The sequence below is a fragment of the Phreatobacter sp. genome (assembly GCF_022843985.1).
Taxonomy (GTDB): domain Bacteria; phylum Pseudomonadota; class Alphaproteobacteria; order Rhizobiales; family Phreatobacteraceae; genus Phreatobacter.
Genome location: NZ_JALHMP010000002.1, coordinates 186,845 through 202,380 on the forward strand (window position 1 = coordinate 186,845; position 15,536 = coordinate 202,380).

Genomic DNA, 15,536 nt, shown 5'->3' on the forward strand with positions numbered 1-15,536 from the left:
GACGACAAGAGCGAGGCGCCGTGCGGCCGTGACTGCGGCAAGGCCTCCGGGGCTTTCCTGGAGGGCGGCCAGGCAGTCACCGACGCAGCGGGCTTGAGGACTGTTCAGCCTGTTGAGGCCGTCATGGCTGGACATCGTCGCCCGTCTCTCCTCCTGGTGCGCCGGGTCCGAAGACCTCACGGCCACTGCCTGGCCTGCGGACGCCAGCCATGGAGCTTGTCGCCGCCGAAGCTCCCGGGTCCGGACCATGAGGTCGCTGTTCCGTGTCAAAATCCCGCGCTCGCGGCACGGAAAGGCCTATCGCGGTGAAATGCCGCGGTATGGCCTTGTTCCAGGTCAATCCCGAACCCGCCCGCTCTGCCAAAGTGACCCCAGTTCGGACCACGGGGTAGGCGTCTTGGTCCCCTGAAGGGAGCGATGATGAAAGCATCGACAGCATCGCCTGCAAGGACGCCAGCAGTCCGGCCATCGGTCGGCTTATCCCCCGGTGCGCCGGCCGACGAAGCGGGGGCGGAGGTGCGCGCGGCATCAACCAACCCTCTCGACCGGAAACTGTGGGCCCTCGCCGGACGGTTGACCGGTGGCGTGTCGGTGCTGGCGCTCATGGGCGCCTGGGGCGACTGGTTCTCTCATCTTGCGGCCTCGCCGGGCCGGCAGATGGAACTTGCCGGGCTCGCCTTCGAACAGGTGCTGCAACTGGCCGAGGACGGCGGACCCCTTGGCGCCTGCGGGCCGCTGTGCCAGGCGGCCCGTGACAGCGACCGGCGCTTCCGAGATGCCACGTGGCATGGGTGGCCCTACCGACAACTGGCCCGGTCGCACCTCGCTGCGGAGGCCTGGTGGGATGCCGCGACCAGCGGCGTCCACGGCGTTTCCCCTCAGAACGCGGCTATTGTTGACTTCGCCGCGCGCCAGATCCTCGATTTCTGGTCGCCGTCCAATTTCATGGCGACCAACCCGGAGGTGCTGCAGAAGGCGATCAGGACAGGCGGGCAATCGCTTGTGGAAGGCTTTCGCCACTGGCTGGAAGACGTGCAGACCGCGGCGACCGGCGCTCCCGCAACCGGCGTCGAAGCTTTCCGGGTCGGGGAAACGGTCGCGGTCACGCCCGGCCAGGTAGTGGCCCGTACGCGGCTTGCCGAGATCATCCAGTATGCACCAACGACGCCGAAAGTCCGTGCAGAACCGGTGGTGATCGTGCCCGCCTGGATTATGAAGTATTACATCCTCGACCTTCGGCCAGAGAATTCGCTGATCCGTTCGCTGGTCGACCAGGGCTTCACCGTTTTCGTCGTCTCGTGGAAGAACCCGACCGAGGCGGACCGCGATGTCGCCTTCGATCAGTACAGGACCGAAGGGGCTCTGGCGGCCATCGACGCTGCGACAGCGATCACCGGTGCCGACCGGGTGCATGGCGTCGGCTATTGCCTTGGCGGCACCCTCATGGCCATCACCGCGGCCGCCATGGCCCGGGACGGCGACCATCGCCTCGCCAGCCTGACCCTGCTCGCCGCCCTGACGGACTTCCATGATGCCGGTGAATTGCGGCTCTTCATCACTGACAGCCAACTCGCCCTTCTCGAGGACATGATGGATGAGCGCGGCTATCTGGAGGGCCCGCGCATGATGGGCACCTTCAACCTTCTGCGGGCCAATGATCTCATCTGGTCCCGCATGGTTCGCGAATACTTGATGGGAGAACGACGGCGGCTGATCGACATCATGGCCTGGTCGCTCGACGGCACGCGGATGCCCGCCCGGATGCACGCCCAGTATCTCCGTTCGCTCTACCTCGCCAATGATCTCGCGGAAGGGCGTTTCAAGGTTGATGGCCGCACGATTGCGCTCCAGGATATTCGCGTGCCGCTCTTTGTTCTCGGTACCGAATGGGACCACATCGCCCCATGGCGAGCGGTCTACAAGCTGCATCTGTCCCTCGATACGCAGGTGACCTTCGCCCTCACCAGTGGCGGGCACAATCAGGGTGTCGTGTCGCCGCCGGACACTCCGGGCCGCGTCCACCGCATCGGCACACGCGACGACGGCCATTCCTATCTTGATCCTGACGCCTGGCTCGCCGCGCATGACCCTCGCGAGGGGAGTTGGTGGATCTCCTGGCAGGACTGGCTGAAACGCCGGTCCTCGCCCGTGCTGCAGCAGCCGCCGACGATGGGCCATGCGGCTGCCGGTTACCCAATTCTCGCCGCTGCGCCGGGAGATTATGTCAGGGGGCAAGACGCGTGATGCCGCTTCCGTTCTGGTTCGCGCTTTTCGATGCCTCGCTGGCGGCGGCGCACCGGACGTTCGATTCCATGGCCTCCTTGACGCCGGGCCTCGGCGAAAGACCGAAGCCGCCGGCGTCATGGCGGTGGTCGACCACCAGCAGCATCGTCCGCGAACTGCCGACCATGCGCCTGCGGGAGTTCGCCGGCACAGCCGGCGGCCCCGGCATGATCCTCGTGGCGCCCTATGCGCTGCACGGCGCAACCATCACCGACCTCGCGCCCGGCCACAGTGTGATCAAGGCGCTGCTGGCCGCGGGCATCGGGCAGGTCTGGCTCACCGAATGGCGCAGCGCTGATGAGGCGCACCGCCACCAGTCCATTGACGCCCAACTCGCCGACCTCAACGTCGCCGTCGATGATTGTGGCGCCCCGGTCGCCATGGCAGGCCTCTGCCAGGGCGGGACGCTGGCCGCCATCTACGCGGCACGCTTTCCCGCGAAGATCTTGCGGCTCGTGCTCGTCGGTGCGCCGATCGACATGGCGGCAGCCCCCAGTGTTCTGACCGATATGGTGGAACGCACGCCGGCCGCGGCGGTCGACCTCATGCTCGATCAGTGGGGCGGCCTGGTGCGCGGCCGGATCATGCAGGATCTGTGGCCGAGTGCGATGACCAACGACGGCCTGCTCGCGGCGGTCTTGCAGCGGCGCCGCGTTCCGGCCTGGCTCAGGTCGCGATTCCAGGAATGGGATGCGGAGATCGTCGATTTGCCCGGCGCCTTCTATCGCGACACGGTGAACTGGATCTTCCGCCAGAACAGGCTGGTGAGCGGCACGTTTCCGGCCTTGGGACGGGAGATTGGTCTCGGCGCCATCGCCTGTCCGCTCCTGCTGGTGGCGGCCCGTGACGACGAGATCGTCAGTCCGCCGCAGCTTCTCGACATGGCGTCACAGGTCGCATCGCCGCCGGATCGGATTGCCGTGCGTCTGGTCGCGGGGCGCCATCTCAGCCTGTTCATGGGGAAAGACGTGCTCGCCCGCACATGGCCGGAAATCGCCGCCTTCCTGACAGAAAGGCCGGCGGCGCAGCCGAAGCCAAAGGCCAGGGCAGGCCGGATGACCCGCCGCCGCGCATCGGAGCGGTGAGCCGCAGGGCTAGGCCGCGGGCCGCTCGCGCCTCGCCCGCTCGACCATCATGTATTCGGCGAGGTTTTCCATCGTCACGAGGCCGACCACACGCTCATCGTCGTCGATGACGCCGACCAGCGATCGGCCGGATGTCTCAAGCGCGGTGACCGCCTGGGAGAGGGGAGCGCGCTGGTGAACCGTGGCGATCTCCCGCTCCATGACATCGATGACCGCGGTGTCCGGCCCGGACGTGGCCAGCGCCTGGATCATGCCGTCCCGGGTGAGAACGCCGCGCAGCCGCCCGGCCCCGTCGGTCACCGGAAATTCCCGCTGCGAGGTGGAGAGGAGGAGATCGACCGCGTCGCCGACCCGGGCGTCTGTCTTCAGCGTGGAAAAGGAGGTGATGGTGGCGCGCCCGACGCCGGCCCGGCTCGTCGCGTCTCCCAGTTCCACCGCATAGGCTTCCTGGCTCGCCGCCATGAAGACGAAAAGGGCGATGAAGATGAGCAGCGGATTGCCGAAGAGGCCCAGGAAGCCGAGCACGAAGGCGAGGCTCTGCCCGATGCCGGCTGCGATGCGGGTCGCTTGCGGTCGCCCCATCCACCATGACAGCACGGCGCGCAACACGCGGCCGCCGTCCATGGGGAAGGCGGGAAGGAGGTTGAAGACGACGAGAACGATATTGACCGCCGCCAGGCGGGTGGCGAAATCGGCAGTCGTCCCGGAGACCGCGGTCGTGACCTGGGCCGGATCGAACTGAGCGCCCGCGAGGACGACGAGCAGCGACGCGATCACGACATTGACTGCGGGACCCGCCAGGGCAATCCACAGTTCCTGGCCGGGGTCTTCGGGCATCCGTGCCATGTTGGCCACTCCGCCGATCGGCAGCAGCGTGACGTCCGACGTGGCGATGCCGAACCGGCGGGCCATCAGCACGTGGCCGAACTCATGCGCGAGGACGCAGGCGAAGACCGCCAGCACGAAGGCCGCGGCCTGGATCGCTCCCGCCTGTCCGTCCCGCATCCCGGCCGACAGGGCGAACCATGCGACCAGCAGGAGGAAAGTCAGGTGAATGCGCACCTCGGTGCCGAAGACCCGTCCGATGGTGAAGGACCAACTCATTCCTGCCTCCTGCGCCGGAGCGCTTTCGCCGTGCCGCCAGCCGGCCATCCCAGAGGGAACGGGCGGCCCCAACCTGCCCCTGGCGTCAGGTTGACTATAACGCGCGCGCCCCTGCCGGTCCGCTACCGAGCAGGCCGCCCGGCCCGCGCAACGCGCAAAGACGGCGGACGCATCGCTTGCCGCATCCCAAGCCCGTCCGGTCAGGATGGAGTCTGCCGCTCGCGTTGAAATGTCGCAGAACCCGGTTGTTTCAGGTCAATTCGACATGCCCGGCGAATGTTTAGTGGTCGCAAGGGGCGGATATGACGCCCGAAATCCTGGGACGAGGATTGCCGGCCAGTCTTCCTTATGCGGCCGTGATCGATCGTCCCGCAAACATCGGGGGTGCATGAAGGCTTGTGCGCCCAGGCACGTGCCGGAACCGACGATGTGCCCTGCGCACGCCGCATTGAGGAGATCGAATGACCTTGCCGTCACTGGCACCCTTCGCCGAGGTTGCACTGCTGCTGGGAATGGCAGCCGCCATTGGGCTTCTCGGCATCCTGATCAGGCAACCGCTCATCGTGAGCTTCCTGGCGGTCGGCCTCCTCGCCGGCCCCTCGGCCATGGACGTCGTTCGCTCCAACGCCCAGATCGACCTGCTCGCTAAGCTTGGCATCGCCATTCTGCTCTTCCTCGTTGGCATCAAACTCGACGTGAAACTTATCCGCTCCTTAGGCGCGGTGTCGCTGATGACCGGGCTCGGGCAGGTCGCGTTCACGTCGATCTTCGGATATCTCATCGGCTTGGCCTTGGGGCTCGACCACCTGACCAGCCTGTACGTCGCCGTCGCGCTGACGTTTTCCTCGACGATCATCATCGTCAAGCTGCTGTCCGACAAACGCGAGATCGATTCCCTGCACGGTCAGATCGCGCTGGGTTTCCTGATCGTGCAGGACCTCGTCGTCGTGCTGGCGATGATTGTCCTCTCAGCGATCGGCATCGGTGCCCAGTCCGACGGACATGGCGGCGGCTCGGTCCCTCTGGTGCTGGCCTCGGGACTGGCCATGTTGGGCCTCGTCGTCGCCTTCGTCCGTTACGTGGCCTCGCCACTGACTGAGCGGCTGGCCCGTTCGCCGGAACTCCTGGTGGTGTTTGCGATTGCCCAGGCGACAATGTTCGCGGCTCTCGGTGATCTCGTCGGCCTGGGGAAGGAAGTCGGCGGCCTGTTGGCCGGGATCTCGCTTGCGTCGACGCCCTATCGGGAGACCATCGCCGCACGGCTGGCGCCGCTTCGCGATTTTCTTCTGCTGTTCTTTTTCATCGCCCTCGGCGCTACGCTCGATCTGTCGCTCCTCGGAGCGCATGTCACCGCTGCAGTCGTGTTCTCGCTGTTCGTGCTGATTGGCAACCCGCTCGTCGTCCTCGTCATCATGGGGGCCATGGGCTATCGCAAGCGGACCGGTTTTCTGGCCGGACTGACGGTGGCCCAGATCAGCGAGTTTTCCCTGATCTTCGTCGCCATGGGCGTGAGCCTCGGGCATGTGTCGAAGGACGCTCTTGGCCTCGTCACCCTCGTCGGCCTCGTGACGATTGCCGCCTCGACCTACATGATCACTTACTCGCACCGGCTTTACGCAATTTGCGAACCTTTGCTGGGGCTGTTCGAGCGGACCGGATCTCCGCGCGAGACGCGCGCGACGCCCGTCGCCGATGCCCAGTCGTCCCCTGATGTCGTCGTCTTTGGGCTGGGGCGGTTCGGCACCGCCATCGGCCTTCGCCTCCAGAAGAGAGGCATCAGGGTCTTGGGTGTGGACTTCAATCCGCTGGCGGTCCGCCGCTGGCGCGACCTGGGACTGGAGGCGCATTTCGGTGATGCTACGGACGCGGATTTTTTGGCCGAGCTTCCCCTGCCGCCGAAGGGATGGATTGTCTCGACTGTCCCACAGCATGTCACCGGGCTCAGTCACGAAAACACCGGCACGACCATTCTGCAACTGACGCGCGCGGCCGGATATCGTGGCCGCATCGCTGTAGCTTCTCACGTGTCGACCGAAGTTGAGGCCTTGTTGTCGGCCGGCGCCGACATGGTCCTTGAGCCGTTCCAGGACGCCGCGGACCGGGCGGTGGAACTCCTGTGTGGAAGCCGGCAGGAGGCCAGGACGGATATTCCGGCGATCGACACAGAGGGTCGCGAGATCGCCGGATGAATACAGCGTCCTGCCGCCGGATCGCTACCGATGCCCGGACTGCCGGACCACGCGCCAAGGTCCCGGCGCGACCGACGAGCCGGCAACCTCTGCACTGGTGTGCGGGGCGTCGCTCGCAGGGGCTTACTGAATGCGGTGCAGACTTGATTGTGACTGTCGGGATGAAGGAGTGATTGTAATGAAACAGATAATGGTCGCGACCGATTTCTCGACCCGTTCGGACAGGGCGCTGCGCCGCGCCACCCTGCTGGCGCGCCAAACCGGCGCACTGATCTCCATCCTGCACGTCGTGGACAGCGATCGGCCTGAATATCTCGTCTCCCTCGACCGGGCCGCCGCGGAAAAGGCGCTTGCAGAACTGTCCCAGACCATCCGCCATGTCGATGGTCTTCCCTGTGACTATCGTCTGGTTTTGGCTGATCCCTTCGAGGGCATCGCGGCCACTGCCAGGTCCCAGAAGGCCGATTTGCTGGTGATCGGTCCTCATCGGCGCCAGATCCTGCGCGACGCTTTCGTGGGGACGACGGCGGATCGCGTCATTCGCCATAGCGCGGTGCCAGTCCTGATGGCCAATGCCAGTCCTCTGGGACCCTACCGCCGGGTGCTTGCGGCTTCGGACTTGTCGCAGCCGTCGGTCGATGCTGCTGCTGCCCTGAAAAGGCTGGGTATGGCATCGGGCGCCGAACTGACCTTGTTCCAGGCGATCGATATCCCGGAGGTGGCGCTCATGATGCGGGCGACCACGCCCCCTCACGAAATCAATTTCCATATTGAGAAGCGGGAAGCCGCCGCAACGGAGGACCTGCACGCCTTTGCCGGCGCCTTGCCGCTCAGCCCGCGGCACTGCATCGCGCGCATGGCGGAGGGCAAGCCCGGAGTGGCGATCCTGCAAGCGTCGGTCAAGGCCGAAGCCGACCTGATTGTCATCGGTACGCGCGGCCAGTCCGGTCTTGCGCGGCTTCTGCTCGGAAGCGTCGCGGAGGCTGTTCTGCGGTCCGCCACGATCGACGTGCTGGTTGTTCCGCCACCGGATCAGGCCGATGAGGGCTGACGTGGTGGTCCGGCGTACAGCCGGTTCCAGACGGCTCGTCCTGTCCCGCAAGGAGTGACGTCGATGAGCGCCATGATCAGCGCCTTGGCGATAGCCGTGCTGCTGCTTGGGATTGGTGTCGCCCTGCGCCTCACCTGGTCCTGGCTGGCCCGGCTGTTCCTGCCAGCGTCGCTGGTCGGGGGGCTGGTCGGTCTCCTTTTCGGACCGGAAGTGCTCGGCGCCGCTATGTCGGCTGCAGGGGGCGAGGGTCATGTGCTGGTGGCCGGCCTGATCCCGAACGATGCCCGGGACGTGATGAAACAGGTTCCTGGGCTTGCCATCTCGGTTGTCTTCGCGGCCCTGTTTCTCGGAGAGCGCATTCCCGGGCCGGCCGAGATCTGGCGCATTGCCGGGCCACAGGTTGCATTCGGCCAGACACTCGCCTGGGGGCAATATGTGGTCGGCCTTGTCCTCGCTATCACCATCCTCACGCCGGTCTATGGACTGCCTCCGGTCGCGGGTGCGCTCATCGAGATCGGCTTCGAAGGCGGCCACGGGACGGCGGGGGGCCTGGCCGCGACCTTCCACGCGGTCGGCTTTCCAGAGGGGAAGGACCTCGCCCTTGGTCTCGCCACGGTCGGTGTCATCGCCGCCGTCTTGATCGGGGTCGCCCTCGTCAACTGGGCGGCGCGGCGGGGGATCATCGACCCGACCGGAAGGGCTGTCCTGCCGGAATCCGGCGCTGGCGAGGGACCATCGTCACCGCCGGCGCGATCCCTGGATGACGTCATAGCGCCGCTATCGCTGGCGGCGGTGGTCGTCGCCGCATCCATCGGTGTCGGCTGGATCATCCTCGCGGCCCTGACGGCCACGGAGCAACTGGTCATTCCGCCTGGCGCTCCGGGGATCCTGAGCCATATGCCGCTCTTTCCCTTCGCCATGATCGGCGGTGTCATCGTTCAGCGAGGCTTGACCGCCTGTGGTTGGCAGGATCTGGTGGACCGACGGATGGTGCGGGCATTGAAGGGGCTTGCCCTGGACTTCCTGATCCTGTGCGCCGTAGCGACCCTCTCGCTCGCGGCGATCGGTACACATCTCGTCCCCTTCGCCTTGCTGGCCGTTGCCGGCATCGTCTGGTGCGTTGCCTGCTTCGCGCTTCTGGCGCCCGTCCTGATGCGCGAATGGTGGTTTGAGCGCGCCATTGCCGATCTCGGACAGAGCCTCGGCATGACGGCGACGGGGCTCATGCTCCTGTCGATGAGCGATCCCCAGAACAGGAGCCCCGCTCTCGCCAGTTTCGGTGCCAAGCAATTGCTGTTCGAGCCGATCGTCGGCGGCGGGCTGTTTACGGCCGCCGCCATGCCGCTCATCGCGGCCTTCGGCCCCTGGCCCATCCTCTTGTTCACCGCCTTGATCACGCTCTTCTGGATCGCGCTCGGGCTCATTCTCTTCGGCCGCCTGCCTCTCTTGCGCAGGGAGCATGATACGCCATGACAGCCTTGTCAGGAGACGGGGAACCTCCGGCAGACGCTTTTCCGAGTTCCACAGGCAGGAGCACGGGAGTCCTATGAGGGAGCATTGGGGATCCACCGCCGGGTTCATCGTCGCCACGATCGGCGCGGCTGTCGGGCTCGGCAACATCTGGCGTTTCGCCTATGTCACTGGCGAGAATGGCGGCGCCGCTTTCCTGCTCGTCTACCTCGCATGTGTCGCGCTCATCGGCCTGCCGTTGATGATTGCAGAACTGGCGCTGGGGCGCAGGGCCAGCGCCGATGCCGTCACCGCCTTCCAGCCCGGCGCAGGCCCGTTGTGGCGCCACGCCGGTTGGGCCGGCGTCGTCGCGGCGGGACTGATCCTGAGCTATTATGCCGTGATCGCCGGCTGGGCGCTGCGCTATGTCTTCGGCGCAGCAACAGGGGGGCTTTGGCAAGCCGATGCCGCCGGTTATGCCGCTTATTTCGAAGGGTTCATCGGCCATGGGATGGAGCCGGTCCTCTGGCAGGCGGCCATGCTGGCCGCAGCGGCGCTGGTTGTCAGCGGTGGTATCAAGGACGGCATCGAGCGGTTGAACCGCTGGCTGATGCCCCTTTTGGCTGTGATCGTGGTTCTGCTCGCGGCCTTTGCGGTGACGCTGCCGGGCGGAATGCGCGGCGTCGCCTTCATCCTGTCCCCGGACTGGAGCGCCCTGTCGCGTCCGGCAGTCTATCTCAATGCCCTGGGCCAGGCCTTCTTCTCGCTCGGCGTCGGCATGGCCGTCTTCATCACCTATGCGGGCTATCTCGATCGGCGTACCAGCATTCCTCGCGCCGCTCTGGCCGTTGCGGCCGGCGACACGGCCTTCGCCATCGTGGCGGGGCTCGCCATCTTTCCGGCCGTCTTCGCCTTCGGTGGTGACCCGGCTGCAGGCCCCAAGCTCGCCTTCATCACGCTGCCACAGGTCTTCGCCCAGATGACGGGAGGCATCGTGATCGGCCTCGTCTTCTTCCTGCTGCTGGCGGCTGCGGCGCTGACCTCCATGATGTCTCTGCTGGAGGTGCCCGTCTCGGTCCTGGTTCACCGCTGGCAGCTTTCGCGCGCCCGCGCGGTCACGATCGTGAGTCTGGCGGTCTTCCTGGCAGGGCTCCCGTCCGCGCTCAGCTATGGTCTTCTGCGGCACTGGTCGATCGGCGGGCTGCCGCTTCTGGACCTTGTCGATCAGACGACGTCCAACATCCTGCTGCCGCTGGCTGGGCTTGTCTGCGCCGTCTTCGTCGGATGGCGTCTCAAACCTGTGGTGGCGCTCACGAACGCCGATCTCGGCATGACTGGAGTGGGGTGGATCTGGCTGTGGCTTCTCAGGATTGTGGTGCCCGCCACGATCGTCGTCATTCTCCTGAGGTCATCGGCATGGCGGTAGTCCCCGTCCAATCCAAGGCCAGAGACATCGGCGCAGCCTCCCATTCACGCGGCGTGAGATCATGACCGGCATCCTTGTCGTGCTCGCCGCCCTCGCGGCCCTGGTCATCCTGACCTATCGCGGCGCCAGCTTGCTCCTGACTGCGCCCGCACTGGCAGTTCTCGCCGTATTGGTCGCGGAAGGCGGTCCGCTCCTCGCAACCTTCACGCAGGTCTTCATGCCCGCGGCCGGTCGTTTCATCATTCTCTATTTCCCGCTGTTCCTTCTCGGGGCCGTCTTCGGGAAACTGATGGAGGTGAGCGGCAGCGCGAACGTTCTGGCCGAGTCCCTGCGGGCACGCTTCGGCGCGCGGCACGCCATTCTCGCCGTGGTGATGTCCTGTGCCCTGTTGACCTATGGCGGCGTCTCCCTGTTCGTCGTCGCCTTCGCGGTCTGGCCCATCGCTTCAGTCCTTTTCGCTGATGCGCGCCTGCCGCGGGTTCTCATTCCCGCCACCATCGCGCTGGGGGCCTTCACCTTCACCATGACGGCGCTTCCGGGAACGCCGGCCATCCAGAACGCCATTCCGATGCCCTATTTCCACACAACGGCCTTCGCCGCGCCCGGGCTCGGCATCGTCGCCAGCCTGATCATGCTGAGCCTCGGTTGGTTGTGGCTCGAGCGCCGGGCGCGCAGTCTCGGGCCTGAGCCGGAGAATGCCCCGGCCCCGCGCCCTGATATGGAAGACGCGGTCGCCCGACCCACGCTGCTCGTCTCCCTTTTGCCCCTGGCCAGCGTCCTGGCGCTCAATGCAGCTTTTGCCTTCTGGCTGATCCCGGGTCTCGACGCCACCTACCTGGCCCTCCCGAAATACGGCTCCACCGACCTCGCGGCCGTGCGGGGGCTGTGGTCGATCATCGCGGCGCTCGTCTTGTCGTGCCTGGTGCTTGTCGCCATCCATTGGCGCAACCTGGCGGAGACGCTCACCGAGACCCTGGAGAACGGCGCGGCAGATTCGCTGAAACCGATCTTCAACACGGCGAGCCTTGTGGGGTTCGGCGCCGTCATCGCCTCCCTGGCGGCGTTTTCCGGGGTCCGCGATGGCCTGCTCGATCTGGGCGGAGGAAGCCCGCTGGTGTCGCTGGCCCTCGGAACCAGCCTTCTCGCCGGCCTGACGGGGTCGGCATCGGGAGGCATGAGCATCGCGCTCGAAAGCCTTGGCCACGCTTACCGCGAAATGGGGCTTGCGGCAGGTGTTTCACCTGACCTGATGCACAGGGTCACCAGCCTCGCCACCGGGAGCCTCGATGCTCTTCCCCACAATGGTGCAGTCGTCACCCTGCTGACCATCTGCGGTTTGACGCACCGGGAAGCCTACGGCGACATCGCCGTGGTCGCCGTCATCGTGCCAACCGTGGCTCTGATTGCGGTGATCATCCTTGGGACCGTCTTCGGAAGCTTCTGATCGTCAAGAGATCAAGCGCCCCTTGCCATGTTGAAGCGCCCCCGTTTTGCCGGCGGCCGGTTGTCTTGATTTCTGACGAATCCGCCGGAGCCAAGAGCGGACATTCTCAATGTCCGCGTGGGGCCCAGATGCTGCCCTTCCGGCAGTCGTTCAACGCCAAATGATGGGCGGTCGGTCTTGATCAGGCGGACCAGTTTTGTTGCGAAGGGCTGGTTCAACCGGCTCCAGGAGAACTGTGTCCCGATCAAGCGCGCAGAAGGAAGATAAATGCGGGGAAAATGGTGGGCGATGCAGGGATTGAACCTGCGACCTTCCCCGTGTGAAGGGGACGCTCTCCCGCTGAGCTAATCGCCCGAATGGTTCACTTGAACCACGCAGAAACTTCTAACACATTGATCTCTAAAGGATCGGAACTCCCGTGTGAAGGGAGTGCTCTCCCGCTGAGCTGCGCGACCTCGCCATCGACTGGCGAAGAGCCGCGTTCCTAGCGGCTCCTCCCGACCGGTGTCAAGAATCGAGATGGCTGAAACCGCGCCGGCGCATCTGACACCGAGGGCCTCCTGCCACCGTCGCCGCGCCGATGTCCCGGCGCCATCCGCGCCTCACGCCGCGGCGTCGATCGCCGCGTCCACCGCCTCGCCGAGGCGCTCGACGATGGCGTCGATGTCGGCGGCGGTGGCGATGAAGGGCGGGGCGAGCAGAACGTGGTCGCCGCGCGTCCCGTCGGCCGTCCCGCCGGAGGGATAGACCATCAACCCGCGCGCCATGGCCTCGGCCTTGATGCGCGCATGAAGCTTCAGGGCCGGATCGAAGCTTGCCTTGCTGTCGCGGTCAGCGACCAGTTCGACGGCCTGAAAGAGACCGCGGCCGCGGATGTCGCCGACATGGTGGTGGTTGCCGAAGCGCTCGCCCAGGCGGCGCGTCAGATGCGCGCCCTGCGCCTGCACATTGGCGAGGAGCCCGTCGCGCTTGATGACCTTCTGCACGGCCAGGCCCGCCGCGCAGGCGAGGGCGTGGCCGAGATAGGTGTGGCCGTGCTGGAACAGTTTCGAGCCGCGGTCGAAGGCCGCGAAGACCCGGTCGGCCACCAGCACCGCGCCGATCGGGGCGAAGCCGCCGCCGAGCCCCTTGGCGATGGTCATCAGATCGGGGGCGACGCCTTCCTGTTCGCAGGCATGCAGCGTGCCGGTGCGGCCCATGCCGCACATGACCTCGTCGAGGATCAGGAGGATGCCGTGCCGGTCGCAGATTTCGCGGACGGCGCAGAAATAGCCAGGCGGGGCGGTGATGGCGCCGCAGGTCGCCCCGCCCACAGTCTCGGCAACGAAGGCGATGACACTGTCCGGCCCGAGCCGGTCGATCTCTCCCGCCAGTTCGGCGGCGAGGCGGGCGCCATAGGCCTCCGGCGTCTCGCCGGGTGACCGGCCGCGATAGTCATAGGCTGGCGAGACGTGGTGCGCCTCGATCAGCAGCGGCGCATATTGCACCCGCCGCGCCGCATTGTGGCCGATGGCGAGCGCCCCCAGCGTGTTGCCGTGATAGCTCTGCCGCCGGCCGATGAAATGCCGGCGCTGCGGCTGGCCGATCTCGACGAAATATTGCCGCGCCATCTTCAGCGCCGTCTCGATCGCCTCCGAGCCGCCGGAGAGGAAATAGACATGGCCCATGCCAGCCGGTGCATCGGCGACGAGGGTGGCCGCCAGTTCCTCGGCAACCGCGGTCGTGAAGAAGCTCGTATGGGCATAGGCGAGGCTGTCGAGCTGGGCATGCATGGCGGCCAGCACATCGGGATGGGAATGGCCCAGGCAGGAGACCGCTGCCCCGCCCGAGGCGTCGAGATAGGCACGGCCCGCGGCATCGCGGATGACGAGGCCCGCGCCTGAAACGGCGACGGGGTAATCGTGGGCGAGGCTGCGGTGGAAGATCGACGTCATCGGCGGGTCCTTTCGGAACCATGGCGGCATGGAGCTATTTGGGCGCAGGGCTCGCCGTTCGGCAATGGCGCGGCAGGGACGCTGGACTGCAGCGGCGCGCGTTCTGGCGAAGACCACGAAATTGAAATAGTTTTGCGGCTACATCCCACCGGCGCATGAGATGCTGGAACAGTCCGAAGGGGGACACGTGCAGGTTCGTCGGGGGCCCAGGCGGGCGGTAGGGCTGGCTTTGGCGGGGGTGGCATTGGCCATCGCCGCCGAGATGGCGCAGCCATCGCCGGCCTTCGCACAGGCCCAGGCGGTTTGCGGCCAGATTCGCGCCCGGATCGCCCAGCTCGACCGCGCCCCTGCCGGCGGCGCGGTCAATCGCCGTTTCGCCGCGGCGGCCCGCAGCCAGCGGGCGGAGATTGCCAATGTCACCCGCGCCTATCAGGCCGCCGGCTGCGGTGGTTTCTTCCAGGGCGCCCAGTGCGCGGCTCTCGATGCCCGCCGCCGCCAGATGCAGGCCAATCTCGCCCAGCTTGAGGCCCAGGCGGGGGGAGGCGGGATGGAGACCGCCCAGCGGGCCCAGCAGCGGGCCCAACTCGTCGCCGCCTTCGATGCCAATGGCTGCCGCGGCGGCGGCCTGACGCGTGAGGCCGCCGCCCCGCCGCGTCCGGGCTTCTTCGGCTTCGGTGGGACGCCGGACCGGGATTTCCATCGCGAGTACCGCACGCCGGATTCGCGTCCCCAGACCGCCTATCGCGAAGGCGCGGAGCCGCAGCGTCCCGGCTTCGGCAATTTCATCGAGCACCTCTTCGGTGCCCGGCGCGACCCCCGCTTCGACGATGTCGCGCCCGTGCCCGAAGAGCAGTTGCGCCCCGGCGACGGCGATGCCCGCCCGCGCAATGTCGGCCACCGCGCCGTCTGCGTCCGGCTCTGCGACGGCGCCTTCTTCCCCATGACCTCCTCGCCGCGGCCGGGGGTGCAACTCGGTCAGGAGGAGCTCTGCCAGATGCAGTGCCCCGGCGCCGAGGTCGCGCTCTACCGCATGCGCGACGACCAGATCGAGAATGCCGTGTCGATGGACGGCGCTCCCTACACGGCGCTGCCCAATGCGCTGCGCTTCCGCCAGCGCTTCGACGCCGCCTGCACCTGCCGGCCGCGCAACGGCTCCTGGGCGCAGGCCTTCTCCAACCGCGCCGATCCGACCCTGCGCTCCGGCGACCAGGTGATCTCCGCCGAGCAGGCGCGCCTTCTCTCCATGCCTGCCGAGCAGCGGCAGGCGGTGCGCGAGGAGATCGCCTCGGAGCAGCGCGCCCGGCGCGAGGCCGAGCGGCTGGAGCGGCTCGACCGGGCGCGTGGCCGCGACGGTACGCCCCGCCCCACCATCGGTCTCGACGGCACCATCCGCGCACCCGCCGAGCCCGAACCGCTGGAGATCCGCGGCACGACGCCGGAGGGCCTTCAGCTGCCGACCCCGTCGACCGGCGACCCTGAGCCGGACCGCCGCAACATCCGCGTCATCGGCCCACTCTACGCCCCCCGCGCCGATACGCCGGCCGCTCCCAGCGGCGGCTGACCTCCCGGGC

General features: G+C 66.9%; 10 protein-coding genes and 1 tRNA gene. 8 read left to right on the forward strand and 3 right to left on the reverse strand.

Going from position 1 to position 15,536, the window contains the following annotated elements; genetic code table 11:
• Positions 1-516: 516 nt before the first annotated feature.
• Together Q0C57_RS02145 and Q0C57_RS02150 are read left to right on the forward strand one after the other, a co-directional pair.
• Positions 517-2,244, forward strand: coding sequence for an alpha/beta fold hydrolase (locus Q0C57_RS02145; RefSeq protein ID WP_296571400.1), 1,728 nt, complete (start codon positions 517-519; stop codon positions 2,242-2,244).
• Positions 2,244-3,368 carry an alpha/beta fold hydrolase gene (locus tag Q0C57_RS02150; RefSeq protein WP_296571403.1) on the forward strand — a complete coding sequence of 375 codons (1,125 nt, stop codon included), beginning with the start codon at positions 2,244-2,246 and terminating at the stop codon, positions 3,366-3,368. The genes Q0C57_RS02145 and Q0C57_RS02150 overlap by 1 nt, the downstream gene beginning before the upstream one ends.
• Positions 3,369-3,377: 9 nt before the next feature.
• On the opposite strand, the gene Q0C57_RS02155 is transcribed toward Q0C57_RS02150, so the two are convergent.
• Positions 3,378-4,472: a site-2 protease family protein gene (locus Q0C57_RS02155; protein WP_296571408.1), complete on the reverse strand. Its 1,095-nt coding sequence runs from the start codon at positions 4,470-4,472 to the stop codon at positions 3,378-3,380.
• 461 nt (positions 4,473-4,933) lie between these two features.
• On the opposite strand from Q0C57_RS02155, the gene Q0C57_RS02160 reads away from it, so the two are divergent.
• From Q0C57_RS02160 to Q0C57_RS02180, 5 genes are all read left to right on the forward strand, one after another.
• Positions 4,934-6,661 (forward strand): cation:proton antiporter, encoded by a 1,728-nt coding sequence (locus Q0C57_RS02160; RefSeq protein ID WP_296571411.1) that lies wholly within the window; start codon positions 4,934-4,936, stop codon positions 6,659-6,661.
• A 190-nt stretch (positions 6,662-6,851) separates the two neighbouring features.
• Complete coding sequence (locus Q0C57_RS02165; protein ID WP_296571414.1) at positions 6,852-7,712, forward strand: universal stress protein; 861 nt, start codon at positions 6,852-6,854, stop codon at positions 7,710-7,712.
• Positions 7,713-7,775: 63 nt separating this feature from the next.
• Positions 7,776-9,185 (forward strand): sodium:glutamate symporter, encoded by a 1,410-nt coding sequence (locus Q0C57_RS02170; protein ID WP_296571418.1) that lies wholly within the window; start codon positions 7,776-7,778, stop codon positions 9,183-9,185.
• A gap of 73 nt (positions 9,186-9,258) precedes the next feature.
• On the forward strand, positions 9,259-10,587 hold the full coding sequence (locus Q0C57_RS02175; protein WP_296571420.1) for a sodium-dependent transporter: 1,329 nt from the start codon (positions 9,259-9,261) through the stop codon (positions 10,585-10,587).
• A gap of 61 nt (positions 10,588-10,648) precedes the next feature.
• Entirely contained in the window at positions 10,649-12,031 is a 1,383-nt protein-coding gene (locus Q0C57_RS02180) for a GntP family permease (RefSeq protein ID WP_296571423.1), read from the forward strand.
• A gap of 279 nt (positions 12,032-12,310) precedes the next feature.
• Here Q0C57_RS02180 and Q0C57_RS02185 read toward each other — a convergent pair.
• Positions 12,311-12,385, reverse strand: a tRNA-Val gene (locus tag Q0C57_RS02185).
• A gap of 248 nt (positions 12,386-12,633) precedes the next feature.
• Positions 12,634-13,965, reverse strand: coding sequence for an aspartate aminotransferase family protein (locus Q0C57_RS02190; protein WP_296571425.1), 1,332 nt, complete (start codon positions 13,963-13,965; stop codon positions 12,634-12,636).
• Between the two features lie 244 nt (positions 13,966-14,209).
• On the opposite strand from Q0C57_RS02190, the gene Q0C57_RS02195 reads away from it, so the two are divergent.
• On the forward strand, positions 14,210-15,526 hold the full coding sequence (locus tag Q0C57_RS02195; RefSeq protein WP_296571427.1) for a DUF2865 domain-containing protein: 1,317 nt from the start codon (positions 14,210-14,212) through the stop codon (positions 15,524-15,526).
• Positions 15,527-15,536 lie beyond the last annotated feature (10 nt).

Coding starts and splice junctions, on each gene's coding strand:
- Q0C57_RS02150 (WP_296571403.1), top strand. CDS start 2,244: ATGCCGCTTCCGTTCTGGTTCGCGCTTTTCGATGCCTCGCTGGCGGCG.
- Q0C57_RS02155 (WP_296571408.1), bottom strand. CDS start 4,472: ATGAGTTGGTCCTTCACCATCGGACGGGTCTTCGGCACCGAGGTGCGC.
- Q0C57_RS02160 (WP_296571411.1), top strand. CDS start 4,934: ATGACCTTGCCGTCACTGGCACCCTTCGCCGAGGTTGCACTGCTGCTG.
- Q0C57_RS02165 (WP_296571414.1), top strand. CDS start 6,852: ATGGTCGCGACCGATTTCTCGACCCGTTCGGACAGGGCGCTGCGCCGC.
- Q0C57_RS02170 (WP_296571418.1), top strand. CDS start 7,776: ATGAGCGCCATGATCAGCGCCTTGGCGATAGCCGTGCTGCTGCTTGGG.
- Q0C57_RS02175 (WP_296571420.1), top strand. CDS start 9,259: ATGAGGGAGCATTGGGGATCCACCGCCGGGTTCATCGTCGCCACGATC.
- Q0C57_RS02180 (WP_296571423.1), top strand. CDS start 10,649: ATGACCGGCATCCTTGTCGTGCTCGCCGCCCTCGCGGCCCTGGTCATC.
- Q0C57_RS02190 (WP_296571425.1), bottom strand. CDS start 13,965: ATGACGTCGATCTTCCACCGCAGCCTCGCCCACGATTACCCCGTCGCC.